This is a genomic window from Cryomorphaceae bacterium 1068 (assembly GCA_027214385.1).
Classification (GTDB): domain Bacteria; phylum Bacteroidota; class Bacteroidia; order Flavobacteriales_D; family Cryomorphaceae; genus JAKVAV01.
Genome location: JAPVXR010000021.1, coordinates 14,922 through 40,791 on the forward strand (window position 1 = coordinate 14,922; position 25,870 = coordinate 40,791).

At 41.5% G+C, this 25,870-nt stretch carries 23 protein-coding genes; 13 read left to right on the forward strand and 10 right to left on the reverse strand.

The window, feature by feature from the left end; translation table 11 throughout:
- Positions 1–22: 22 nt before the first annotated feature.
- The gene (locus O3Q51_17665; protein ID MCZ4410648.1) at positions 23–514 is read right to left on the reverse strand and encodes a DUF6495 family protein; all 492 of its coding nucleotides are present in this window, start codon (positions 512–514) and stop codon (positions 23–25) included.
- A 214-nt stretch (positions 515–728) separates the two neighbouring features.
- Here O3Q51_17665 and O3Q51_17670 point away from each other — a divergent pair, with 214 nt between their 5' ends.
- On the forward strand, positions 729–2,009 hold the full coding sequence (locus O3Q51_17670) for a hypothetical protein (GenBank protein MCZ4410649.1): 1,281 nt from the start codon (positions 729–731) through the stop codon (positions 2,007–2,009).
- A gap of 49 nt (positions 2,010–2,058) precedes the next feature.
- Here O3Q51_17670 and O3Q51_17675 read toward each other — a convergent pair whose 3' ends face one another.
- From O3Q51_17675 to ssb (O3Q51_17695), 5 genes are all read right to left on the reverse strand, one after another.
- On the reverse strand, positions 2,059–4,059 hold the full coding sequence (locus tag O3Q51_17675; GenBank protein ID MCZ4410650.1) for a glycoside hydrolase family 2 protein: 2,001 nt from the start codon (positions 4,057–4,059) through the stop codon (positions 2,059–2,061).
- Entirely contained in the window at positions 4,059–4,748 is a 690-nt protein-coding gene (locus tag O3Q51_17680; GenBank protein ID MCZ4410651.1) for a copper homeostasis protein CutC, read from the reverse strand. The genes O3Q51_17675 and O3Q51_17680 overlap by 1 nt, the downstream gene beginning before the upstream one ends.
- Positions 4,745–6,982: a beta-N-acetylhexosaminidase gene (locus O3Q51_17685; GenBank protein ID MCZ4410652.1), complete on the reverse strand. Its 2,238-nt coding sequence runs from the start codon at positions 6,980–6,982 to the stop codon at positions 4,745–4,747. Before O3Q51_17685 ends, O3Q51_17680 begins: the two co-directional genes overlap by 4 nt.
- 117 nt (positions 6,983–7,099) lie before the next feature.
- Positions 7,100–7,441 (reverse strand): single-stranded DNA-binding protein, encoded by a 342-nt coding sequence (gene ssb, locus O3Q51_17690; protein MCZ4410653.1) that lies wholly within the window; start codon positions 7,439–7,441, stop codon positions 7,100–7,102.
- Positions 7,442–7,541: 100 nt separating this feature from the next.
- A complete protein-coding gene (gene ssb / locus O3Q51_17695) occupies positions 7,542–7,886 on the reverse strand; it encodes a single-stranded DNA-binding protein (GenBank protein MCZ4410654.1) in 345 nt (114 codons plus the stop codon).
- 286 nt (positions 7,887–8,172) lie between these two features.
- Between ssb (O3Q51_17695) and O3Q51_17700 the strand changes: the two genes are divergently transcribed.
- The 3 genes from O3Q51_17700 (at position 8,173) to O3Q51_17710 (ending at position 11,495) form a co-directional block, all read left to right on the forward strand.
- A complete protein-coding gene (locus O3Q51_17700; GenBank protein MCZ4410655.1) occupies positions 8,173–8,631 on the forward strand; it encodes a hypothetical protein in 459 nt (152 codons plus the stop codon).
- A gap of 153 nt (positions 8,632–8,784) precedes the next feature.
- Complete coding sequence (locus tag O3Q51_17705) at positions 8,785–9,504, forward strand: hypothetical protein (protein ID MCZ4410656.1); 720 nt, start codon at positions 8,785–8,787, stop codon at positions 9,502–9,504.
- Between the two features lie 191 nt (positions 9,505–9,695).
- Positions 9,696–11,495, forward strand: a complete 1,800-nt coding sequence (locus tag O3Q51_17710) for an FG-GAP-like repeat-containing protein (protein ID MCZ4410657.1) — start codon at positions 9,696–9,698, stop codon at positions 11,493–11,495.
- A gap of 48 nt (positions 11,496–11,543) precedes the next feature.
- Here O3Q51_17710 and O3Q51_17715 read toward each other — a convergent pair whose 3' ends face one another.
- Complete coding sequence (locus O3Q51_17715) at positions 11,544–12,518, reverse strand: IS110 family transposase (GenBank protein MCZ4410658.1); 975 nt, start codon at positions 12,516–12,518, stop codon at positions 11,544–11,546.
- A 339-nt stretch (positions 12,519–12,857) separates the two neighbouring features.
- Here O3Q51_17715 and O3Q51_17720 point away from each other — a divergent pair, with 339 nt between their 5' ends.
- The 9 genes from O3Q51_17720 (at position 12,858) to O3Q51_17760 (ending at position 21,873) form a co-directional block, all read left to right on the forward strand.
- Positions 12,858–13,388: a sulfite exporter TauE/SafE family protein gene (locus tag O3Q51_17720; protein MCZ4410659.1), complete on the forward strand. Its 531-nt coding sequence runs from the start codon at positions 12,858–12,860 to the stop codon at positions 13,386–13,388.
- A 172-nt stretch (positions 13,389–13,560) separates the two neighbouring features.
- Positions 13,561–13,920, forward strand: a complete 360-nt coding sequence (locus O3Q51_17725) for a hypothetical protein (protein ID MCZ4410660.1) — start codon at positions 13,561–13,563, stop codon at positions 13,918–13,920.
- A gap of 322 nt (positions 13,921–14,242) precedes the next feature.
- Complete coding sequence (locus O3Q51_17730) at positions 14,243–15,073, forward strand: peptidase MA family metallohydrolase (protein ID MCZ4410661.1); 831 nt, start codon at positions 14,243–14,245, stop codon at positions 15,071–15,073.
- Between the two features lie 189 nt (positions 15,074–15,262).
- Positions 15,263–15,598: a hypothetical protein gene (locus tag O3Q51_17735; protein MCZ4410662.1), complete on the forward strand. Its 336-nt coding sequence runs from the start codon at positions 15,263–15,265 to the stop codon at positions 15,596–15,598.
- Between the two features lie 506 nt (positions 15,599–16,104).
- On the forward strand, positions 16,105–18,642 hold the full coding sequence (locus O3Q51_17740) for a T9SS type A sorting domain-containing protein (protein MCZ4410663.1): 2,538 nt from the start codon (positions 16,105–16,107) through the stop codon (positions 18,640–18,642).
- A gap of 266 nt (positions 18,643–18,908) precedes the next feature.
- A complete protein-coding gene (locus O3Q51_17745; protein ID MCZ4410664.1) occupies positions 18,909–19,274 on the forward strand; it encodes a hypothetical protein in 366 nt (121 codons plus the stop codon).
- A 92-nt stretch (positions 19,275–19,366) separates the two neighbouring features.
- Positions 19,367–19,858: a hypothetical protein gene (locus O3Q51_17750; GenBank protein MCZ4410665.1), complete on the forward strand. Its 492-nt coding sequence runs from the start codon at positions 19,367–19,369 to the stop codon at positions 19,856–19,858.
- A 73-nt stretch (positions 19,859–19,931) separates the two neighbouring features.
- On the forward strand, positions 19,932–20,537 hold the full coding sequence (locus O3Q51_17755) for a hypothetical protein (GenBank protein ID MCZ4410666.1): 606 nt from the start codon (positions 19,932–19,934) through the stop codon (positions 20,535–20,537).
- Positions 20,538–20,610: 73 nt separating this feature from the next.
- On the forward strand, positions 20,611–21,873 hold the full coding sequence (locus O3Q51_17760) for a T9SS type A sorting domain-containing protein (GenBank protein MCZ4410667.1): 1,263 nt from the start codon (positions 20,611–20,613) through the stop codon (positions 21,871–21,873).
- Between the two features lie 268 nt (positions 21,874–22,141).
- Here the strand turns inward: O3Q51_17760 and O3Q51_17765 are convergent, their stop codons facing one another.
- From O3Q51_17765 to O3Q51_17775, 3 genes are all read right to left on the reverse strand, one after another.
- Positions 22,142–22,765 carry a fibronectin type III domain-containing protein gene (locus O3Q51_17765; protein MCZ4410668.1) on the reverse strand — a complete coding sequence of 208 codons (624 nt, stop codon included), beginning with the start codon at positions 22,763–22,765 and terminating at the stop codon, positions 22,142–22,144.
- Between the two features lie 533 nt (positions 22,766–23,298).
- Complete coding sequence (locus O3Q51_17770; protein MCZ4410669.1) at positions 23,299–24,690, reverse strand: serine hydrolase; 1,392 nt, start codon at positions 24,688–24,690, stop codon at positions 23,299–23,301.
- Positions 24,691–24,802: 112 nt separating this feature from the next.
- Entirely contained in the window at positions 24,803–25,603 is an 801-nt protein-coding gene (locus O3Q51_17775; protein ID MCZ4410670.1) for a hypothetical protein, read from the reverse strand.
- Positions 25,604–25,870 lie beyond the last annotated feature (267 nt).

The following is a 25,870-nucleotide window of genomic DNA, read 5'->3' on the forward strand; positions in this document are numbered from 1 at the left end:
ATAGGCAATCGAGAATTATCAATTAAGACTCGACCTCAGGGACCATCGATTTCAAACTTCGCCAAAATACTTCGTCGGTAGGCTGCCCGCCTTGCTCTAATGCCAAGAACACTTCGAGCTCTCGCGAATCGGAATATGTTTTTGAGCCCTTGATCATTTCAGGATCGAAAGATTTCAAGTCGGCTGTGCCTTCGGCAATGCTTCTGATCTGATCTGGATTGGAAAAACTAAACTCCGGATGATCGATCGTAAGTTGAATCATTTCCGCTTTCTTCTCACCGAAATGCATGACTCGAATCATCTTCTTGCTGATCATTCTAACGTATTGGATCTTAGCAAGAATCTTTTCCCAAACGATGTCTGAAAATACTTCGATCATTTCGCCGGCAAGAGTTGGATCGGCTTGTTTGATCATAACCCAGTCATCGGCAGTAACGGAATTGGCAGCGAGGAAGTGTACGAAATCTTCTCGTAAGTCTTCAAGTTCGTTAAGGTTAAGCTTGCGGTATTTCACAGTTTGGCTTGATTTTTTGGAAGGTGCAAAAGTAGGGATTTAGATGGAGGTAGGTATATGCCGTACAGGGTATCAGCCCCCAAAATTTGAGAATCGAATAATGTCAGCTTTATACTAGAAGGGTATCTAGAAGCTAAGATTAAAAGGCTTATATTTAGAATGAATGTTTTTGAAGATAATTCTTCGAAAAGGCACTCTACTAAAACTACTCACTATGCTCAGAAAAATCCCTACTATCGGGTTCATTGCACTCTTATTGTTATCGTGCTCAAAAGACGATGATGCTACCTGCAACGACGGTAAACAAAATGGAAATGAAACAGGTATTGATTGCGGAGGTGATTGTACTCCGTGTTCATTCGATGGAAATCTGGATGGGCTCGCCCAGAAGGGTCCATTTCTTAATGGTTCATCAGTAACATATTCTGAATTGAATGCTTCGCTAGGCTTGACAGGGAGAACCTTCGTCACTCAGATCTTGGATAATACGGGATATTTTCAATTGGATAATTTATCACTGGAAAGTGACTTTGGTAATATCAGGGTAGATGGATTCTATTTCAACGAAGTGTGTGGAACGAATTCCGAGTCGCAGATTACCCTTAACAGCATTGTCAATATGAACGACGTATCAAGCGCAAATGTGAACGTATTGACGCATCTAGAGAAGGGCAGGGTAGAGTACTTGCTCGATCAAGGTTCTGCTTATGCAGTTGCTAAAGCACAAGCGCAGGAAGAAGTTCTGAGTATTTTTGAGATACAGCTTCCCGATGGACTACCTAGTTCCGAAAACCTCAATATTGCAAACAGTGAAGAGGGTGATGCTATTCTAATTGCTGTTTCGTCCATTTTGCAAGGGCACCGCTCGGAAGCTGACTTTTCGCTATTGATGGCTGATATTCTTTCTGACATAAGAGAGGATGGAGTTCTGGATAATCAGTCAATCGGAGCTGACTTAATTGCTCATGCTACGCTTCTCGATACCGCTGCTATCAAAGAAAATCTCGAGGCGTGGTATAGCGACAACGATATGAATATTGATGTGCCTTTTTTTGGAAACTATATCTCTGATTTTTTGGCGAATAGTGCTTTTACTCCATCAGAAGAGGACCATCCTTACGAGTATCCCGAAAATGGGATGAACGGTGTAAACCTTCTTAGTGGAAATTCTTTCGACGTGAAACGAGATGATTATTACAGTCTTGCTGTTGAATTTGAATTGAACTGCGCAGAACTAAAGTTGATTCTCAAAGGTGGAGATGCAAACTGTAATGGATGCTGGTTTATTACACTTGGAACAGGATATCAAGGTTGGGATGTAGGGTCTTACAATGAATCTACTGAAATACAAACGTTTACGACGAGCTCAGGCTATTCCGATATCAAGCTGAGTATCACAGATTATATAGATACAGGAGATGTCATTGAAATCGAGGTATATGAAGGTTCAGGAAGTATTCCTACCCGAACAATTCAATTAACCGTCGTTGATTAGATTTCTTGCATTTAAATTCTTAAAAGATAGATATTGGGCTTAAAGGGCATCACTTCGTTTCGGAAAAAGCACTTTTGACTGCAGAGTAGCTTGTTTTCCTATTCCCGTAGTAATCAATCACACTCCAACTCGGTCCGGGCCAGCAATCATTGAGTTGCCAAAACAGTGTGCCCATGCAGTGCGGTCGTTTATTCATGTGTGCTTCGATGGCCATTTCCAAACCCAAGGCTTGGGTTTTCTGACTGAGATCCACGAATTCTTCAAAGCTCTGTGGCGGATCATAGTATTGCTCAATGTGTTCTGTAATCAACCCATTGCCGATGTAGCTTTTTTGGCGATGGCTCATTAGGGGTGAGTCGAGTCTCAAGCTCGAATCAGCCATCACGGTTTTTAACGTCGACATTTCCGGATAGGACTGAAATCCATATTCAACCATGAATCGGCCTACGTTATTTTCGAATTCCTCAAACGGTTCACGACCGTGCCATACACCCCAGTAGTGCATGGAGCTGTGGTTGAAGTTTTCTGCTGTTCCCCAATTGCTGAGTGGTGAGGTGCTCGTGTAAGATGCACTGGGATGGTATTCGGCTACCAATTCGGGAATGAGTTTTTGAAAAATGGAAACGTAGTTGTTCCAAATCTCAATGGAATCTTGTTCGGAATAGCCGTATTGCTCTTGCCAACCCCAGTTCTCCCAAGCCACTTCAATCTCATTATTGCCACACCACAATGCGATACATGGGTGGGAGCGAAGCCGCACGATATTATCCACAACTTCCTTAGCGACATTCTCCTTAAAGCCATCATCATCGGGATAGAGACTGCCCGCAAACATAAAATCTTGCCATACCAAGATTCCATTTTGATCGCATAGATCATAAAAAAGGTCTTGCTCGTAAATTCCGCCGCCCCAAACGCGAAGCATATTCATATTGGCTTCTTTGGCGGCAGCTATGAGGGCTTGGTATTTTTCGGGAGTCACGCGCGACAGAAAAACATCCTGAGGAATGTAGTTTGCTCCCTTCATAAAAATGGGTTTGCCGTTCAGTTTAAAATAGAATGAGGTCCCAATGCTATCAGGTTTATCGATCAACTCAATTTTTCGGACGCCGTATGTATCGGTAGTTGAATCCAAAACAGTCTTATCAATTCGCAGCTTTATTTTCTGTGAGTAGAGATTCGGTTGGCCATGTCCATTCGTCCACCAGAGTTTCGGCCGATGAATATCAAAGTCATGGACAATGGTATTTGTACCTACTTTCAGGTTGACGATCTTCGTTTTTTGTTTTAATAAAATCTCGTAGATGCCAGCAACGGAAGCTTCTAATTCAATTACTGTGCGCATATGTGCTACTTCTCGATTTGCCGATAGTGCTCTTGTGAAGGCATTCTTGATTCTGACTTTGTTCCAAGTCACCAGTTTTATGTCTTTCCAAATACCCGATGTAACAAAGCGAGGCCCCCAATCCCAACCAAAGTGGTACGCGGCTTTTCGGGAAAAGGCGGCTACTTTTACAGGAATGTCATCGGATTCATTTCCTGAAGGAAGTTGATGGCGATAGTCTGATACGAGTTCTCGATTGTGGTTGACGGGCGATTCAAAGACGATCCGCAATTCGTTCATACCTTTTTTGAGATAAGACTTGGCATTTACCCGCCATGTGCGGAACATATTGTCAGCCTTGAGTATTGTCTCTCCATTCAGGAAAACCTCGGCATCGGTATCTAGTCCTTCAAAGACGAGTTCTATGTTTTCGTTTTTTAGTGTTTTAGATGATACGCTAAACTCAGTTTTGTAGATCCAGTTCTCTTCTTCAATCCATCGCTGTTTCAACTCATTGTCTTGCCAAAATGGATCTTCGATGATGTCGTTAGCAAGCAAGTCGAGGTGAACCTGACCGGGCACATTTGCCAACCGAAAGGCAGAATCTCCTTCTTGGCTGAATTCCCAATTCTCGTGAAGGGTGCGCTCCGAGCGAATGAGTTCTTTGGTACTGAGTTTACATGCGCTAATCGATACCAGAAGAAATACAAGAATTAATAATCTCATCAAAAAAGCTTTGCAATAGATTTAATTTTATTGGTATCAGAGATGGTTTTGAGTCCCATACCAAAGGAGTCTTTTGTCTCTTGGCTGATGTGTGATGTGAAGTGCAAAGCATCCACACCAACATTTGCCAGCATCAATGCATTTGTGGCATTCACGCCGCTTCCTGCCATAATCTCCATTCGACCATTTGCCCAGGCCACCAAATCACTTATCAAGTCAATCCCATCGATAGCTCTTGGCTTTTGTCCCGAAGTAAGCAATCGGTCAAAGCCCAAATCAATCAGCTTGTTCAGAGATTCCTTCGGGTTTTTTGAAAAATCGAATGCTCGGTGAAAAGTTGTTTCTAGCCCAAGGATCTTCGCTTCTTTGATTAACTCTGCATTTGCATTGAGGTCAATGGCCTTGTTTTCAGTCAAACAACCAAAGACGACTCCGCTAGCTCCTGCATTTGCCAGAAAATCGATATCGTCGAGCATGATTTCGATCTCTCGGGGCGAGTACACAAAATCGCCTTCGCGATGCCTCAGCATGGCATGCACTTCAGCTACTTCGGCACATTCGGCAACTAGTCCGATACTCGGAGTCAACCCGCCAACCGAAAGGGCCGAGCAAAGTTCGACTCGTTTCGCTCCAAAGCGCCTCGCCAATTCAGCGCCCTTATAAGAATCTATGCAAACTTCTAAAGTCATTCGGCGATAATTTCATCAATAAATATCCACGCGTCTGATCCTGCAGCTTCATGCCAATCGGGAACAACGCCCAGGTTTTTGGCGGTAAGCCGTATAAAGGTAACCGGTTCAACGGTTTCTACAGTGACGGATAAGGGTAGAATGTATTTACCCCGCTTCTTTGGATCATTACCGCTTTTTATGGTCCCCCATGAAATCCAGTTTTTGCCATCAGCGGAAACATCAACGGACATTTCGGTGGGTATGAAAATCCATGAATTGTTGTACTGATAAAAGTGAGCTGTGACGGATGAGACTTCTGTAGGAGCATATAAGCGAACGGTGCATTCCAAGTCCTTTCCCCAGAAACCTTGCCAGCTGCCGTCACGGAAATTGAGGGTGCCCAATTTGCTGTCCACCAATCCATTTTCGCCGCCTGCGGTATACCATTTGCTGAATTCCGAGTGGTAAGTCACTTCAGCATTTACCGCCTTGTGTTGCGAAACGGGAACAAAGATTGAGTCGCCGTAAGGCTGATCATTCTTGTAGGGCTGTATGCCAATGGTGCCTGACTTTTGAATGGGAATGAGGCTAGAGTATTCGGTTTCAGTCGCCTCACAATTGGGACAGTCATAACGGTATTTCAGTGTAATAGCCTCGGAATAGGGAATCAGCCTAAGGTAAGCCACGCCTATGTCAAGTTCCATTTCGTGGCTCATGGCAACGGATTCTTTTCCGTATTGCACGTGATACATTTCTAAAATGGGGTAATGAGATTGCACCCGTTCGGTAAATTCGGAAAAGTCTCTTTTTGTGGAATCTGACCAAAGAACTTCGGCCATGGCCAGTAATCTCGGGAATACTCGGCTGTCGAGCGTTTTTTCATCCGGCACCCGCTCGGTCCACATATTGCACTCTCCGCCGATGATCAGTTCTTGTTCGCTCGAGGTGAGGCCTTGTGGAATGGGATTGAAGCTATATACCTTCTCCAGGTCTATGGCATCTAAAGCATAATCGAAGTAAGCGTGAGAAGTGGGGGACATGATAGCCTGATTGCCGTGCCTTACCGCCTCTACTCCTCCTTCCATCCCACGCCAGGATTGTACGATGGCACCTTCTGCCAATCCACCTTCCAGAATCTCATCCCAGCCGATGATCTGCTTGCCGTTCTCCTGCAGAAAGCGTTGGACGCGGCGGATGAAGTAACTCTGCAATTCCGCTTCATCTGCCAGGCCTTCATCTTTAAGCCTTCGCCGGCACTTGTTGCATTCTGCCCATCTCACCTTGGGTGCTTCGTCGCCACCGATGTGGATGTATTGGGAGGGGAAAAGCTCCATTACCTCAGTCAAGACATCTTCTAAAAAGACGAAAACGCTATCGTTTCCTGCACAGTAGATTTCCTTAAAAACACCCCAATCGTTTGCCACTGCTACCTGATCTCCTTTGCACGATAGATGCGGATAGGCTGCAATAGCCGCTTGGGAATGTCCGGGCAGTTCAATTTCGGGAATGACTTCAATATGCCGTGCTGAAGCGTATGCGACTATCTCTTTGATTTCTTCTTTGGAATAATAGCCACCGTATGTGCTTCCGTCGGGTTCTGTGCGGTAGGCGCCAACCTCTATGAGCTTGGGGTATTTTTCGATGGCAATCCTCCAGCCTTGGTCTTCGGTGAGGTGCCAGTGGAGGGTATTCATTTTGTAAAAAGCCAATAGATCAATATACTTCTTGATGACCCCCACTTGGAAGAAGTGTCGGGAGCAATCGAGTAATAACCCGCGGTGGGCGAACCCCGCCCAATCGTCGATTGTGACGTAAGGTAAGAAGGGTTCATCGTCTATTGTGTTGAGTAAGATCAGTTGCATGAGCGTGGCCAAGCCACGATGGACTCCTTCTGCGGTATTTGAGGTGAGTGCTACTCCATCTTGGTTTATTACCAAAAGGTACCCTTCGTTTTGGTAGGAGCGAGTGGTGTCTAAACTGAGGTGAATCCTGAAGGTAGCAGAACCCTCTGATTCGATAAGCCCAACATGGTCTTCGAGAAAAGTAGTCAGCAAGCGTTGAGCCGATTCCAATTCAATGGGTGCGTTGATTGAAAAGTTTTCTCTTAGGTGGAGCGTACCTTCCGAAGGAATTAGATTTTGGGGCTCTGGAATAAGGCTGTAGTTGGACTCAGGAGCTGAAGCAGTGGGGGATTCGCTACAGGAGCTTAAAGCCATTACCATGGCAAGGGCAATGTAAAACAGGTTTTTCAAATCACAGGATCTTCGATTGGAAGTAAACGTACTTAATTGAAGAGGGAATTGAAATGGTTTGTAATGAAAAAGCCCACGGTTTTTCAACAGCGGGCTTTTTGCTTGGCGATGGGTCGGTTAAGCCGATTTCTTTTCGGTCTTGATAAACTCCACGAGTTGAACTTCCGTGGTATACCGTTTCTTGCCGTCTTTGTCTTCGTAGGAGCGATTGACCAGTTTACCTGTGATGGCCACTTCGTTTCCTTTGCTCAGGAATTTCTCAGTGAGCTCGGCTACTTTCCCCCAGGCTACGAGGGTGTGCCAGTGGGTATCTTTGACGTAATTGCCTTTAGCGTCTTTGTGACCTGCGTCAGTGGCGAGGCTCATGCGAGCCATTGTTGTTCCGTTATCGAATTTGCGCATTTCGGGATCCATTCCGAGGCGACCGATGAGTTGAACTCTGTTTACCATGTTTTTCATTTCTTCAACTTTTAGATTTGTATTAAGTATTAAGTGTTGAGGTGGGTTTTTTACTTTAGCTACGAGCTACGAGCTACGAGCTACGAGCTACGAGCTATTCTTAGTCACGGTTTTTGCTGCCTAGCATCATAAAATCGTTCACGTTGATGTCTACAGTGTGGTGACGGTTACCCTCTTTGTCTTCGTATGATCCGGTGATAAGTCTGCCTTCAATGGCTATTTGCTGTCCTTTTTTGAGGAATTTTTCTGCAAGGTCGGCGTTGCGCTCCCAGGCTACGAGTCGATGCCATTGGGTATTTTCTACTTTCTCTCCTTTGGCGTCGCGGTAGCTCTCGTCTGTGGCGAGTGAGAGGCGAGCCAATTTTTTACCGTTTTTGGTTTCTTTGATTTCGGGGTCGTTTCCGAGGCGTCCGATGAGTTGAACTTTGTTTACGAGTGTGTACATGTCTTCTACATTTTAGTGGCCGTTTGTTGCTTTCAGCCTGTGTTAAAAAAGAGTGCTCTTGGGATTTGCGCTGTACCGAGAGCGGTGAACGTCGATCGACAGGGCAAAGATGTGGGAGGAGAGAAGAAGTATCCGTAGAGTAGACGTTTATATCCGTTTATAAACGTTTACAAACGGATAGATCCGCTCTGAACGGGAGTTTCAGAAGTTTGTGGAAATCCGTAGATTTTTTTGGGAAAGGCTTTTATTAACTTTATTCCAATGTTAGGCACAATTAGAAAAAATAATGGCATCGGCATTTTGGACATTGGAAGATGGTAGAGGGTTCGCAAGAAGGTGGACAGGGATGAAAAATATGCTAGAATTGATTTGCGAGGAATTGAAAGATTTAGATGGTGCAGAATTATTCTACGACTACTTAAAAGAATTTATCTATCGAGAAGACGAAGGTGACATCTATAATGGATTCGGTGGTTTCATACGGAATGGAGAAAACATTATGTTCAATTTCGATTTACGAACATTTACTCCTGAGAACAGAAAGTTCTTTTGGGAAGCAGCTCAAAAAGCACTTGCCAAAGTTAAAGTTCAGAATGAAGAAAAAAATTGGTGGATTGATTACGCATTAACAACTTTGTTAGACATGCATAAGAGAATCAATAAAGGAGAAGATCCAATGGCACTAAATCATATGACAATTGTCAAACCTAAACCAAACGAGAAAGTTGGACCAGGTTGGAAATAAAAAAACTGTGCCTAACAACGCATATAGCTTATGACGGGTGAACGGCTTCCCGAAAGGTTTTGGCTCCGTTGCCAGCTTTGGTTTTCGTGGACAGGAAAGTGCTTCGAAACCGCCACAAGCCATATGCAAACCGTTGTACACTATTAGAACTGAATGTTTAACCTATTCAAGAAAAAGAAGAAAATTGGTTGCCCTGTTTGCCACGAGAAGAACACCGTGGGATTTGGAGCCGATTACTTAGAGTCCAAATTTGATTCAAGAATTGCAGAGTCAGAAAAAATTGGCAACATTCAGACTTATCAATGCTCAATTTGCAAATCTTCATTTTACAAGGAAGGTGAAATGTTCCAAAGGTTCGCATATGGACAAATAGAAACACTTCGAGCGTTTTTAAAAAAGGATTTAGTTCTAACAGAAAGGCTAAAATCTGAATTAGACATAATCGGACTTACTTCTGATTGGAGTATGAACATGCTTGCGCCAGCTAAAGTGACTTTAACTAATGGAGAAACTTTAGATTTCGCAACTGTTAGAGTTTCAAAGCAACCTCCAATTGGTTACTATGTTGACCACTTCAAAAGACTCATCTTCATAGACGAAATTGAGAAAATTGAACCAAGCGATTACGGAATTTCAAAAGAAATTAGGGAAAAATCCAAGGACGCTGAGGAGAGAAGAATGGGGTTTTATCCAATAACCTTAAAAGACAATAGCGGAAAGAAAATAGTCATAAATGGACAAGCCTTGTTTTTTAAAAATGGTGAGATATCAGGATCTAACCTAAATCTTGACAATGAGTCTTGGAACCATAGAGAAAAGTACATTTATGAAGATAAAATTGACAATCAAGTATTGGTTGTAGCAAAAAGATAAAAACAGTGTACAACACTGTATATAGCGCATTAAAACGCGCCATATACTAACCGTTGTATGCCATTAAAAAAAACTGCTGTCAATTAAACCTGTAGATAAATTAATAGTCCAAATAGTATTACTCAAAAAAAAAGCAACTCGACTGAAGGAATTTTAAAAAACTGACGTCTAAATTAAAAAACTATTAAATAATGAGGTACTATAAACTAATAACCATTATCACATTACTTCTTACGGCAACTTTTACGAATGCACAAGTTACTACTCAATCGGGACCAGATGGATTCGTTAAAATAGAAGAAGGCTCTGGCGGATTCAATGCAACTTTAGATCCTGGAGATAGATTTAGTCGTGACCATGATCAAGCTGGAGATATTAATGGTGATGGGATAATAGATCTAGTTGTTGGAGCACGTTCTGATGACGATGGAGCAACTGACGCAGGAGCAGTTTACATTCTCTTTATGAATAATGATGGTACTGTTCAAAGTAATCAAAAGATTTCTGCAACACAGGGTGGTTTTACAGACACTCTTCTTGCTAATAATTTCTTCGGTTATGGAGTAGCAGGCATAGGAGATTATGACGGAGATAATATTCCAGACATTGCAGTCTCAGCACCTTCTTCTTCAAATAGTGCTTTTTATATTATACATTTAAATAGTAATGGAACGGTAAAAGACTATGTTAAAAACTCTACTGTTACTGCTTTTGGTTTATCTGCTATTGGAGATTTGAACAATGATGGTCGTATTGACCTTGTTGCTTGTGACCCTTCTTCAGATGTTGGCGGAAATAATGTTGGTGCAATAAGTATATTGTTTTTTGACAATAATTCTCAAGTAATTCCTAATCAAACGGTCTTAATAAATCCTCAAAGTGGCGGATTTGGAAGCGGTCTTTTAGCTGGAGATGAATTTGGAGGAAGAGAAGCGGCAATGTTAGGAGATTTAGATGGTGATGGCACAAAAGAACTAGCAGTAGGCGCTTTCAAGTCTGATGGAGGAAAGGGAGCGATATGGATACTATCTTTAAGCAGTACAAATTATAATGTAGTATCTAAACTTAAAATTACGGAAGGATTAAATGGCTTCACAGACACTTTAACAACTGGCGCGAACCCGAATGGTTCAGATGGTGCAAATTTTGGTCATGCATTGTCTAAAGTAGGAGATTTAAATGGTGATGGTGTTCCAGATTTAATGACTGGAGCAAACCAACAAAACGAAGGTTGGGGATACATTTTGTATTTAAATCAAGATAAAACTGTAAAAACATTCACTCGAATTAATAATACTGATGGTGGCTTTGGTTTAGTTTTAAATTCTGAAGAAAGATTTTCTCGGTCTATCTCTTTTATTGGTGACCTTAGAGGCGATGGAACTATTGCCGTAAACTATGGTGGTGGAGCTGGTGCTGGAAGTTCTGGTATTTTGTATTTGTTATTTTTCAAACCTTGTGATTTTATTCAACAAGCAGGTTACAATCATTGGAGTGGAGGTACAACTTTGTTTTCAAATTGGGATCATAATTCCCAAATGCTAACCAGTGATTCATTGACATTTGAACAATGTACCTTTAAAGCATTTGAAACAGATGCAGCTTATATGACTTATAATTTCAATGATGGCAGATGCATCTGTAAAGATTCCACAGCAATTTTAACAGTCAGTACCGAGTTAAGTACCGCATTTTCCAATCAATGTTATAGCGGTTTATTGTCAACTGATTTGATAGAATTGAATGCTGAAAATGAGATGATCATTTATCCAAACCCTACAAATGCTGAATTAACAATAAAGACATATCAGACTTCTTTTTCAGAACAAGATAGACTTCAAGTATTTTCTATTGTTGGCAAACAACTTTATTCTTCAAGTATAAATTCTCAGCAAACTACGGTTGATTTATCCAAATTTCCACAAGGGACTTACATATTAATGACAAGTATAGATGGTATACAAAAAACATTTAAAATTTTGAAAGAATAAAAACGGTATACAACAAAGAACTGAGCTGAAATCCAAGCCAAAATCGTTCTAAATATTCATTACAGGATTGATTGATTTAAAGTCTGGATCATATGGGATACCGGTTTTTGCGATTGCCAGCACTTGCTTGAGAAGCTTGTTAGCGACGGCGATCAATGCTAGTTTTGGGCTTTTCCCTTTAGCTACCAATCGGTCATAGAGTTGTTTGCAGGATTTATTGTGTTTGTAAGCTGTAAATGAACATAAGAAAAGTAGGTTTCGCACCTCTTTGTTTCCAGACTTAGAGATCCTGCTTTTTCCTCTTATGGAGGAGCCAGAATGTCTGATCGTTGGTGCAAGACCAAAGAAGCTACTGAGTTGCTTGGCCGATTGAAAGTTTTCAAAACCGTTGGTAGCAATAATAAGAGCAATAGCGGTCTTTTTCCCAATACCCGGGATTGAGGTGACAATGGAAAGGAGATCTCCCAATTGTTCTTTCACCAATTCTTCGAGTTGTTCGTCAAGCTTCTTCAAATCACGTTTAATCTGATTCAGATGTCGCTTAATTACTTGGAGCGCAGCCTTACTCTCTTTGCTTGTTTTTATGCTATGTTGTTGATTTTTGAGAGCTGTTGATTGCTTTACCAGTAGTGCTGACAGTTGCTCTAGCGCCCTGGCTTCAATAATAAAAGCTTCTGGTGGCAACCATTCATCAGGGTGATCCCGGTTAGCGTATTGACGGATCATCTGCGCATCCGCCTTATCGGTTTTGGTAATCTTCAATCGCATCTGAGCGAAACGTTTTATTGTGAGAGCGTTCACCACCGAAACGGGTACCGCTTGCTCGACTAAAAACAATGCGAGTTTAAGGTGATAGGGACCCGTAGGCTCCATCACTACATGCGCAAACTCAGGGAGCTGATTGAGAAGGTTCTTAAAGCCCTTAAGGCAATTATTGAACTGATGATGATTGCCATCACGAAAAGAAACATCAAAGGTATCTTTGGAGATATCGATGCCAATGTATTGTCTATCTTTAATCATAGAAATAAGGTTAATGGGACAGATCTACTTGCTCGCTAGCATCCTAAAAACAGGCTCCCGAGGCCTACAGAACTGATCAGCGTAACAGTAGAAGAACAGAGGTGACCATCATTGTTGACGCGCTACAAACGCTAAACCTATATTGGTCTTATTCCTCTGTTCAGTCCTGTTAATTAAATAGATGAATATAGAAAAGACGAACTTAGGATGGGTATAACACATAGGGCGGACAGTGGTTTCCGCAAGTTTTCGGCATTTAACAAACTTGGTTTCGGGCGGACAGTTAAGCACTCCAAAATGCCTACGTTTCATACCCGAATCGTTGGGCAGCATTAAAAAATGAAACGAATATTAATTCCAATTTTTCTCGGAGTCATACTAACAATGACATTTTACACAATTGGAATATTTTTCATTGGTGCCGCCTTACTTCTATTGCCGCTTGGCATTGTTCTATTCCTCATTGGATTGACAGGGCTTGTTACTCTGCCATTAGGACTTTATCGACTTTTAAGAAAACAAACAATAAATAAATGGCTAACTCGATTTATTGGACTTGCAATTGGATTTTACGTCGGACTGATATTTCAAAGACCCATTGACGACTGGGACAAAAAACAAAGAAATATCAGCGGCAAAATACTGACATCCGAGATTGAAAAGTTTAAAGAAGAGAATGGAGATTATCCGACCTCACTAAGCCAACTGAATCTGAAAGACCTAAATGAATCGTTACCCCAGACTTACCAAACAAGTAGGTTTACATATTTCGCTAAAAATGGCGAGTACGACGTGGATATTCCAATTCCGATTCTTGACCGATGGCATTGGAACAAGGAAAGTGAAGAGTTTGAATATGATGACTTTTAAAAAGAAAAAACGCTGCCCAACATTACCTAAGAAAACATGCGGGATATCGTTAATATGAAGATGATTACCTTCAACTTAAATTCGTTCTCGCGTGAAAGATTTTCGGTTTTTAAGTCCGCACGTGTCATAGCCTGAGCGTTGTGCTTCATTCGAAAAGAGAGACTAAGTTGCCTTGGAGATAATATTCTTACTACTCGTGTTAGTCGCCTTTGTTTTGGTTATAGGGATTCCGATAGGACTATCCTACATGATTTATCGGTTTATCAAGAAAAGGGATTACGATAAGCGAATTAGAATTATTGCGCTGACCCCAATGCTCATATTGGGATATCTGATTTATACTGCCATATATCCAGATGAAGATTTTTACCGACATGACTTTCAAGAAGTAGCTGGAATAGAACTTCCTGAAGAAGTTGATTTTAAATACAACACCGCTTCTTTTCCTGACCATTTTGGAGATTATACCTCCGTTTCCATAATACATGTTGGGAAAGAGTTCTACCAGACACTTCCAGCGATTTTAAAGTAAAGAGGTCACAAAGAAAACGCTATCGGAATCGACTCAAAAAGATTTTCGGCTGCATTGGAGAGGCTTGACAATTTAGCCATTGAAAAGGAGCTCTCCATGGAGAGAGGCGGAGGAGTCTATTACTACGTCGGTTTTCCATCAGACGCTGAAACGATAATTGTAAAAAGACATAGTTGGTAAAAAGAAATAACGGTTTACTTTGGCTTCCCCGTCGTCCACCGCATCAATCCAAACCTTTGGCAATAGTTAGTCATTATTAACCTGTTTTAACGTCGAGAAGCCGATCAATGAATCATCTTTGCCACACAAGAACCATACATACATGACTAAAGCCACCACCTCCATTCTACTCCTGGCACTTGTTTTTTCTATAACCGGTTGTGCCGATAAAACTCCCGAAAACGAAAGTACAGCGCAAGAAACCCAAGAAGCCGGATGGGAAGTGGAAAAGCGATTAACAAAAACGGTCGATAACCTTTCTTTTTCATTTCCTTCGGAGGGATATGCCTATGACAAGCGCGACATTTTTGTAAAAGAATGTATGGATGCCCTGAAAGAAAACTGCGCGCGAATAGAATTGTCCGAGTACACCGACCCGATTAAGATCACCTTTTTGAATAGCCGAGAAGAGATGGAAGAAGAAGTGGGCATGGCGGCATCGGGATGGACCAATACCTGGACCCGAGAGATTCATATCGTTGCTACTGACCAATTTTCGCCTCCCATTCCGCATGAATTGCTGCACATGATTGCTATGACCACATGGGGCTACCCGCATGAAGACTTGATTTGGATAAATGAAGGACTGGCCACAACTACGGAGGACTTCTGCAACGGATTTACCGTCGGGGAGATCTACCGTTACCTTTTGGAGGAAGACCTATTGCTATCCATTGATTCCTTGACGGGCGATTTTCACGGGCAACCTTCTATCATCAGCTACCATCAATCGGCACATCTAGTGGAGTACCTGATCACGAATCATGGACTGCAGAAATTCGAAGAATTGTGGAAGACAGGTTTTACAGCTTTTGAAGAAATCTATGCGATTTCGTTTGCCCAACTGGCAGAAGAGGTAAAAGAACAGACGATAGCAACGTACCCGACACCCGTAAGCATTGATTGGGAGGTTTTTCAAGAAGGATGTTTTTAACGTAAAGGCAATAAACCACCCCCAGCCACCCGCTCCTCAGCTTGGGCCACCCAATACAGGTTCCCCGATTTCCATCAACCGAGAAATCCATTAAATTTGGGGAAGAATGTGTAGACACGAAAATTTATACGCCCATAAGCTGAATAACACGCACTAGTGTGTGTTATTCAATTGTTGGCAAGCATTAAAATGAAAGAAAATATTGAATACGGATTTTGGTTTTGGAGTCATAAACTGACAGGAATTCTTGCCATGCTCGCAGAGTTTTCAAAATATGATTTGGATGTAGTCGAAATTGAGAGTATTAAACGCGATTTGATTGGAACAAATGATGAATTGAATCAATGGGTAAATTATCGATTTGACGGAAAGAACTTCAAAATGGAATTCCAATTTGCTTATGATGCCGAAGAAAAATCGGATATGATTCACATGAAGATTAAAACAAAGTCAATCTTAAAAGAAAAACTAGAAGCATTGAATTTGTTTCAGTGCATGTTTAAGGAATTAGAAATTGAAAATTAAAAACGCTTGCCAACAACACCTATAAGCAATAGCGCCCTTAGGGACGCTCCTGCTCATAGCTAAACGTTAGCAGCATTTGAAGAACTCGAGATAAAAGTGGATACTTATAGGGATTAACAAAGGTCATGGCAGCAGTCGACAAAATAAGTAGTCAGTTAATCGATAGGGTACCGGCAATTGAGAACAAAGTTTTTTAGAAGCGCTTGATAAGCTTGTCGCGTCAAGTAATTCATCTTCTGACCTTATAGAACTCACTGCCATACAGAAAGAAATCCTTGAAATGAGTGAGAAGGATTTAGAATATGGTCGACTCATTTCACAGGAAGCGATGGACAAACGAAATCTTGAATGGCTAAAAGGGCAGTAGTTTGGGCCGGAGCTGCGGACATACAAATTGGCAATATTCTCTTGCTCCATTTAGTGACGGATACTTGTAGTATGGCCATTGAAGGCAAAATACAATTCTAATAATCACGTTAAAGGTGAGCCAACTTTAACCTATCAGTATGAAAACCTATTGCTTATTTTTTCTCGTCCTCGCTACAACTCAATCATTTGCACAAGTCTTTACCGAACTTTCAGAACCGCCAATGTTTGCAGGTATGCACAACAGCAGTATGGCTATGGCAGATTTTGACAACGATGGGCTAACGGATGTGCTACTAGGCGGGATTTACGAAGCTTATGCGCTTTATGAGAATAGGTGCATCATCTACAAAAATGAGGGCGAAGGTGTATTTTCTGAATTGCCCAACCTCCCCTTTGCTGATTTTAGGACGGCACAACTATTCGTCGATGATGTGGACAATGATGGAGATGCCGATATCGTGATTTCGGAGTCGCCACAGCTGAACATCGATTACACCCTCCGAGTGTACTTAAACGATGGCCTCGCAAACTTTGAATTGAACCAATCATTCTCTCTCGAAACAGGTCAGGGGCGACCGTATATCCTTGCCGACTTGAATGCTGACGGTTATAAGGACATCTTCATCACCCAAAAAAATGATGATGAGGAGATGATTTACCTGAACAATGGGAGCGGAGTATTTGAAACGGTCAACTACAGTATTTACCCGGAAGGTGAAATAATAAAAGTAGCGGTAGCGGATTTTGATCAAAACGGGTTCAATGATATTTTGGCGTATGGTTTTGATGACAATGCCAATAGTTCAAGAGTATCAATCTTTTACAATGATGGTGCTGAGTTTACCCCTGACCCCGGAGTCCCCTTTTTTGAAGAAGCAAGTGGAAACTTTCATGCGGCCGATTTAGACAATGACGGTGACACAGATATTACCATACTTATGTCGCAGCCTTTTCCCGAAGAAGCCTACTGGACGGTTTATCTCAATGATGGTACCGGGTCATTCGAAGAGACCTCTATTTCGGTAGAATACGAGATTGGCTTTCAATATGTCGATCTCGATATGGATGGCGATTTGGATGTCTTCATTCCTGCAATTGAAACTTCCAGAATCTACTTAAACGATGGATTTGGCGAGTTTGAAGAGGTGGAGCATGGGTTAAAAACAATACTCCAGAGTTCGAGCAATCGTTTCTTCGATTTTGACAATGACGGCGACCTTGATCTTTTAACTGCAGGAGTTCTTGGAAATAACATCTACCGAACTTGGTTATACGAGAACCAAGGCGATCTGACTTTTGAACCTCGACACCCACACAATTTGTACGACGACTATGGAGTCAATGCGCATTTTGCCGATTTTGATGGCGATGAGGATAATGATGCACTTGTATTCGACGAACCCGGCTTTGCCAAGATTTCTAAAAATCGCGGTGATGGCATCTTTGAACAAAACATGACAACCCAACCCGTCTGCATGATTTTTGAAGGAGTAGATGTAGGAGATATTGATGCCGATGGCGACTTAGACATCGTGTCTACAGGAACCCCTTACCAATGGGATGAGCTTACCTGTACCGTCATTGCATTAAACGATGGCGACGGAAACTTTACAGAGATGGCCGATACCGGTATTCCTGAGCTTACCAATAGTATGGTCAAATTAGCAGATATCGATGGCGATCAGGATTTGGACTTCTTCATTGCCGGAGTAGATCAAAACAACTCGTTCAGCACAAATTTTGCCGTGAATGATGGTACGGGAAACTTCGAACTCATTGAAACCACTATCGAGGGAGATTTCTTCACCACTGAGGGTATCGATTTCTCAGATATTGACAATGACGGAGATTTGGACATGGCAATGATCAGAGGCTTCGCTTCAAATCGGTCGGTAAAAATATACCGCAACGAAGGTTTTGACAATTTTGTGCTATTGCCCGATCTGTATACCACCGGCACCTGGGCCCTCTCCTTTGCCTTTGAAGACATTGACGGTGATGGTGATTCTGATCTGCAACTCTTTGGAGTTTATTCGTCCGACTATACTTCGTTCAATCAAACTTACGTAAACGACGGCACAGGACAGTTTTCACTCTTTGCCGAGTCTACTTTTGCAGAGCTGGATCAGCTGTATTTTGAGTTTTTCGATTATAATCTCGATGGTTACCCGGACCTCTTGCTCAGAGGTAGGCAGCCCGATTACGAATTGCGCACTTACCTCTATCGAAATCAGGGCGACGGAAGTTTTGAACCCGTCGAAAACTCTGGTTTGCCACTCGTTTCCTCAGGGATATTCAGTACTTCCGACATAGACAATGACGGCGACGAAGACCTGGTGCTCTTTGGCACGGATAGTAATCGCGCTCGCGTGTTTCTCAACAACACTATAGTTTTAAATACGGAGGATAGAGGGCGGAAAGAAATTGAAATGACGCTGTATCCTAACCCCGGTGTGAGCGGCGAAGTGAATGTGCGATTAAATGCCCCGCAGGCGTCAATTGGCACAATGGAAATATACTCTGCGCTAGGACAGCTGGTAGACAGGAGGCCAGTTGCCTTTCCTGAAGGTGAATCCACCATGAACATATCCAGTCCGAAACTAATTGCGGGACTATACATAGTGAATATTTCTACCAAACTATTCAGCGCCACCAATAAGTTGATAGTGCACTAGGCATCTGCACGCCACGCCATTTAACACGCTTGTCCCTTCACAAATACCCCGACATCTCTCAGGTATCGGGTAATCGCCAAGATCCAAGAGGACTCCTCAACATCTTGAAAAAGGAAGAATAACGCTGCACGGCATTACCTAAGAATACATGCGGCATCTCGTTAAAGTGAAGATCATTATCTTCAACACAAATCTGTACTCGGGTAAAAGATTTTCGGTTTTAAAACCGCACGTTTCTTAGCCTGAGCGTTAGGCAACAATGTAAAATGAAAACGATCATTACAATAACACTGATTGCATTGACAGTCATCAAACTTTCAGGACAAACACCGAGAGAAGAAGGTGCTTCTTCTTTTGATCAAGAGAAATGGAATACGACAAGCAGTTACAGATATGAGATGATGCATACAGAAGAATTTTTTGAGATTACTGATCTTGAAAAGGAACAAGTAATTTCCATTCTTGGCATTCCTCATAAAATAGACGGAGAGACCTTAACCTATTGCTTGGATATTGAAAAAGCAAAAAGCTCACATAATAAGTCCATTTGTGATGGATCGTGGTTTTCAATAAATTTCAAATTAGAAAAAGAAGATATTCTCAGAGTGACTATCGCTCGGGTAGGGGGATAATAAAAAAACACTGTTGCCAACAATCGCTATAAAAACATACCCTTCGGGACCCTGCGCATAGCCATGGCGTTGGGCATAATCAGACAGACACATTGATTAAAACAAGTCATAAATCTAAGCCGATAAGAGGATTAACTCACTCAATCGGAGCCAAGCGGATCTCTGAAGCGTTGAGCGGAATTGGAGTATACGATGACTTGTCAGTCTCCTTCGATAAGGAAAAAGGAAATCGAATGGGGCTATTGGTGCCGGGTTGGAACTCACGATACATGAAAGGACATTCGAAAGACCTATTGGAATTTTGGAGGGTAATCTCGGCATCATACTCGGAACCACTGCAAGAATGGAGAGTGAACTTAAAAGCAGTCGAAATCGAAAAAAGTCAGCGGATAAAGACGTTCCTTATCAAAATCGGACTTCCTCTTCTGCGCGAGTGGCTCGATGCTGAGAGGTCAGCAACTTGGTACATTGGAAATCGACACATTCAAGTTGGTCTGAATGAAGATCTTTCGGCATACTGTATTTGGGAAACGAATAATGATCGAACAGTAGAAAAGAGAATTGAAAAAAATAACTGTGCCTAACCCGGTATAAATATCTAACTTCCTACGGTCAGCTAAGGCATCATCAGATGAGTGTTGGCAACGGGATGAAGAAATGAGAAAACTGTTCAAATTTAGTGCCGATTACAAGGAAAATAGCTTTCCTGATCTGATCTACTCCGAGAATCTTGATGAGTCTATCGCAAGGTGGGCTCGATACATTGCAGAAAACAGCTCAACAAGCGAATTCTATGCTGAATTATCTTCTACTGTCAATAAGCGCAATGATATGAAAATGGAAAAGGTGGCAGGAGCGGCTAACTTTTACCAACTCACATTCAAATCAACCATTGATACAAGAAAAGTTTTCATTGAAGAGATTGATATTACACCCGACTTCATTGCAAATCTGAAGTATTTGTCAACTGAGGATGGAGGTAGAAGGGGTTTTGCAAACATCGGTTACCGTCCATTGGTAAAGTTTCCATTTAGTAAGTATTACACATCAGGAGAGCAAATATTCTCAGACCGCGAAAAAGTGTTTCCCGGTGAAACCATAAAAGCACAAATTAGGATGGTAGACAAAGTCAGCTATAAAGGATGTCTGGAAGTTGGTATGGAGTTTGAATTTTGTGAGTCACCTACTATGCCGGTAGGAAAAGGTGAAATTTTGGAAATTCATAACGATGAACTAAAAAAACCAGCTGCTGACATTTTATAAACATGCATAGCTTCCTATCCTCGGCTACGACCCGGCGGACCGGATAGTGATAAACAGACTTAAAAAGAAATCAGTGAAGAAATTACCATTAGCTATAGCTCTACTACTTTTTTTATCTGCGAATGCGCAAAATTCAGACTGGATTCTGTACAATGAGGGTAACTCAGATCTACCGGACGACCTTATTCGATCAATTGTCTTTGACGGAAACGGTCATAAATGGATTGCTACGAATGGAGGCTTGGCAGAATTCGATGACGTAAACTGGAATATTTACACTACAGACAATTCTCCATTAGTAACTAATCAAATAACCTCAGTTGCAGTAGAGAGCGATTCTATAAAATGGATTGGTTGCTACTTCCAAGGAGGGTTAGCAAGATACGATGGACAAAATTGGAGTGTATATAATGAGAGTAACTCCGGTTTACCCAATAATTGGATTACTTCAATCGCAATTGATAGTAGTGGCCATAAATGGATTGGAACCAATGGAGGTGGCTTAGCTGAGTTTGATGATTCAAACTGGACGATTTACAATACATCCAATTCAGACCTACCTTCCAACTCGGTGGAAGTAGTCGAAATTGATGACAACGGAATTTTATGGATTGGCACTTCAAGCGGAACAAATGATAGTGGTTTATCCAAATTTGATGGTCAAAATTGGACTTTGTACAACACTGACAACTCGGGCTTGGCAGGAAATGATGTTACAGCAATCGCTTTAGATAGTAATCAACATGTTTGGACGGGATCATATTATCAAGATATGTCATATTTTGATGGTCAGGATTGGATATTGCACGATACCGTTCGTGAAGGAGGTAGTGGATATGCGACTACAATTGCCATTGATAATGAAGGTTCGAAATGGATTGGAACGTATGGATTTGGCAACACCATAGGCTTTGCAAAATTTGATGGAACAAATTGGTTTGTCTTAAACGAAAACAACTCGGAGTTACCGGTCAATAATGTGCTGACAATAGCCATTGACGAGAATGGTTCAAAATGGATAGGCATGTACTATGGAGGTTTGGCGGTATATTCAGGAAGTGGCCTAGTGACAAGTCTGTCAAGCTCGGCGGAACACACAGACAAGAATTTGATCCTTTATCCCATTCCGGCAAATGATCAATTAAACATTAAAACAACGAATAATGAGACAATCAAAGAAATATCGTTGTACAACAGTATTGGGGAACTTGTATTACTAAAAGTAACCAACGGTAAATTCGCAAGCCTTGATTTAAGCAAATTAGGAAATGGTGTATTCTATGTCAAAGTCAATTGTGTAGAAAGCGCTTATGTCAAAAAAATTATATTAAAGTAAAATTTAAGCGTTCATAAGGTATTCACAACCTGCTCCGCTGTATGCGGTTGTTTTCTTGTTTACCATGGTATCGGTTTTTCTCAAACTACAACGCTCTGAAGATCCGCTCGAACGGAAAGCGTAAACTACCGCTGCAATTCGGGAAACGATTCTTCTCAACAAAAAAAATCCCAACGCCTCTGCATTGGGATTTTAACTTTGTCGGTAGTGCATCGTTTCTTCTCCTGTTTACATGTATAGAATTCGAATTAGAGGGGGGGAAGAAAGGTCAGGCAGCCATGATCAAGGCCACATCGCTGTAGGCGCTCGACTTTGTGCCGCTGATGGCTTTTACCTTAAACCAGTAGTCGGTACCACGGGTCAGGTTGTTTACTGATGCTTTGCTTTTCGAGGTCACCGTGGCCACTTGCCATGTAGCCTCGGGGCTGGCAGGATCTGTAGTGGTGTATTCTACCTGGTAAGCCTTGGCATGGTCTATGGCTTTCCAGTCCAGCACTACCTCGCCGCTTTTTTCGCTGCGCTTGGCCATAAATTCTATGGGCTGCGCGAGCGGTCCCGATGGTTCGGGCTTGCGGCGTACATCAAATCCCGAGCTCAAAATCACATCTTCATCACCATTGGCAGTGAAGTTTACATAGGTGGCCATCCTGCGCATCAGCTCCAGGAGGGCAGCCGTTTCACGTCTGCGACGCGCTATGGCTCTCTTATCGCCAAAGGCTGACTTCTCAAGCCATTCGGCGGTTAGCTCTGCCTGTGCCGTAAGGTCGGCAATGGCAGGGTCGGGTGTGGGGAAATTCGCGTTTCCGTCCACGTTTCGGATAATCAGCGCAGTCTTGTCCAAGAGCTGGGCTGTAGTCAGGCTACTTAAGCCGGATCGAACCTTAAAGTTCATAATCTCGAAATTTAGTAAAACGCCTCACACGTCGTTGTGTTTTTGGTCGCTACTAAAGCATACCATTCGGGCTGTCAGAAAGTTACATGCCCATCAGACCGAAATCTGAAAAATGTCGATAAACTGTAAGTAACTGTTAATGTACTGTTTAAGAATTTCGGCAGAAAGTTGAAAATCATTTATTGGCCAGCCAAAAAATGGAAGAGATGCAGGGGGCAATGTTATAGCTTTTTGAAAAAAAGCTGTTGATGCAAGGGGACAGGCTATAGATTTAAGGGCACAGGCTATAGATTTTTTGGCATAGCCTTTTGATTTGGACGGACCCGTTATTGAAATAGGTGAAGAGGCTGTGGATGGAAAGGTGGAGGGGGTGGATTTTTGGGTTGGTGATGGGGGGGCGACGTTTAGTATATGAAAAGTAGGCGATTTCGAAGCACTAAACTTTCGATTAAGCAAGAGTTTTGATACGAGCTACAAGCCTTGATTTCACTACTGTTTCGCCTATTTTTTATATACATTGTTACGTGCAGTCTTTATTCTAATGTTTTAAGTATATATTTGGGAACCATCTCATTTGGAGGCGTACTTTTACCATAAATAGCGTAAGAGTTATAATTCCCACCCGTAAATATGGTAATCATATCCAATTGGGGCCATATTTGTATTTTCTGACCACCATTACCTGTCGCTAAGAACGAGTTGTATTCTTTACCATCTCTCAGATAGTATTTATGCTGCCAGAAATATCCATAATCTCCTTTATATGTGGTAAAAGTTTTGTCCAGCCATTCTTTTGATACTATTTGCTTACCTTGCCATTGCCCCTTTTCTTTATTAACTAGTGCCAACTTTAACAAATCTCTTGGCGTTGCATATAGTTGATTGAAAGTGTTTATACTCGATGGATTGGGCTCAAAAGTCCACTTGTAATTGGAAATTCCTAATGGTTCAAAAAGATGTTCTTGAGCAAAATCTTCTATCTTTTGCCCAGTAGCTTCTTCAATTAGGCTATTTATTGTAAGTGAACATCCTGTGCAATAAGACGAAAATTGGCCAGGCTCTGATACCATAGGTAAGTCTAAAGTATGCTTCACCCAGTCTTCACTTTGCATCATTGCTGATTCATTTCCAGCACTTTCTGGATTGTTATTTTCGCAATCCATACCATGACGGTACATGAGAAAATCCTTAATAGTGATTCTTTTTTTTCGCTCATCTATATTGGCAATCTCAGGGTACTTAGAACTGAAATATGGTATCAATTTATCATTTTCGCTTTTCACGTAGCCTTTGTCAATTGCGATCCCAAGAAGTATGCCTTTTAGAGATTTACCAGCAGAGCGCAATTGATGCATTGTGTTTTTATCATAACCATAGAAATACTCTTCTAGGACAAGTTTTCCGTCTTTATAAACAAGAATGCTATGAACATCAGGATAGTTTCCTTTTATGGTTTCTTTTACCATCTCAAAAATGGTTTCAGGATTTTCAATTACGTTATTAATGTTTCCCGTTTCTATTCCATCTGAAGTCATTTCAGGAATTTGATAGGTGTAGTTTTCAGCTTTTCGAAAAAGGTCTCTACGTGGAAGCATTTCTGGTTTGTCGAATGCAGTGGTTATTAATTTAAAATTTTGCCCACCAGCATTATAACCTGAAATCTTGTCTTCGATATCTCTTTGAAAAACTACAGGGTCATTTTGAATATTTACAAAACTGTCTTGAGCTATTTGTTTCAAAGGATATTTGGCGTTGTCAATAATTGCATACAAGGTAGTATCCAATTCGGATGCTACTATCTCCAAGGATGAATTACCAACATATTCATAACTGCCTTCATATTGGGTTAACTTTTCAAATTTGTTTTGTTCCTTTTGTTTAGAACATCCTATTAGAAATGGAATTATGAACAAAATATTTTTCATTTTATATCTCAGTTTTTTTTTGATTCGTTCTATTCAGCTTGCACATAACGCTCAGGCTATGCTCAGTGTCCCGAAGGGGATTGAGTATAGGTGATGTTGGGCTTAGTATTTTTTACATTTTCCTCAATTCGTTCAATACTTTATCCCCGTCTGGAGTTAAACTGAAGGTCGCAAACCCTTCCTTCCATTGATCATGCGTGACATGTCTCAATAGACCCAATTCCAAGAATAAATTAAGTTCCTTAGAGTTTTTCGAAATGGTATTGCCTTTTCTCACTTCCGTTGCTGTATTTCTAAATGCTTGCAATGCTTTGTTGTCACTTAGCTTCTCTATTATTATCTCGATATCATTCTTTATTCGTGTTTTAGGAGTTTCTTGAGCTTTAGGAGATGGCTTACTATCAGTCGTGTCGTTAATTGTCTCGGCTTGGGCTCTGAGAATTTCACGATTAGATTCCTCAAGCACCTTGATTTCTGATTCAAGCAGAGACTTAGCTTCTCGTTCTTGGTTCAGCCTAACTTGAAGTTCATCGCGCTGATTTCGGACAATTTCATACGTTTCTTTCATGACTATGGAGCTAACGTCAAGTTTTGAGTATAACCACGGCTTAACTCTCTTCTCCGAGAGTGTTACAATGATTCTTGAAAAATTTAGCAAAAGGTATGTGACTATCAGTGCTCCAAAAGTCCACAGCACATTAATCAATAGTTCTTGGATTATATTCTTCGAAAAATAATAACCCTTAATGATTAGTATTTTTTCGTCAAGAGTGCAGTCGTCGTCAAAATTGAATAGGGTGAATATTAAGGCCCAATTTCTGAGGATAAGTACGATGAAATATGTGGCTAAAAATGGGTTTGATGTCTTTTCTCTAAGGTTATCTCTGAATGAGAAAAAAATATCCTTTATCATAGTTTATTTTATTATGCCCAACAATTGTATAACACACACTAGTGCGCTTTTATCTCAGTATTTCGTGGATAACACACACGCGAGTGCGTGTTATTCAGCTTATGGAATCACCTCTGCACAGCCAGAGCTAGTAGCATTTTTTTATGCCTGCCCATCCATTCTGCCAAACTGCGGCAATTCACCCCAAAACCTTTCGGAAAGATCCCACTCTTCCTAAATCGGCTTTGGTCGGCACCACAAGATAAGAAATAGCCGTTGGGAGTGGAA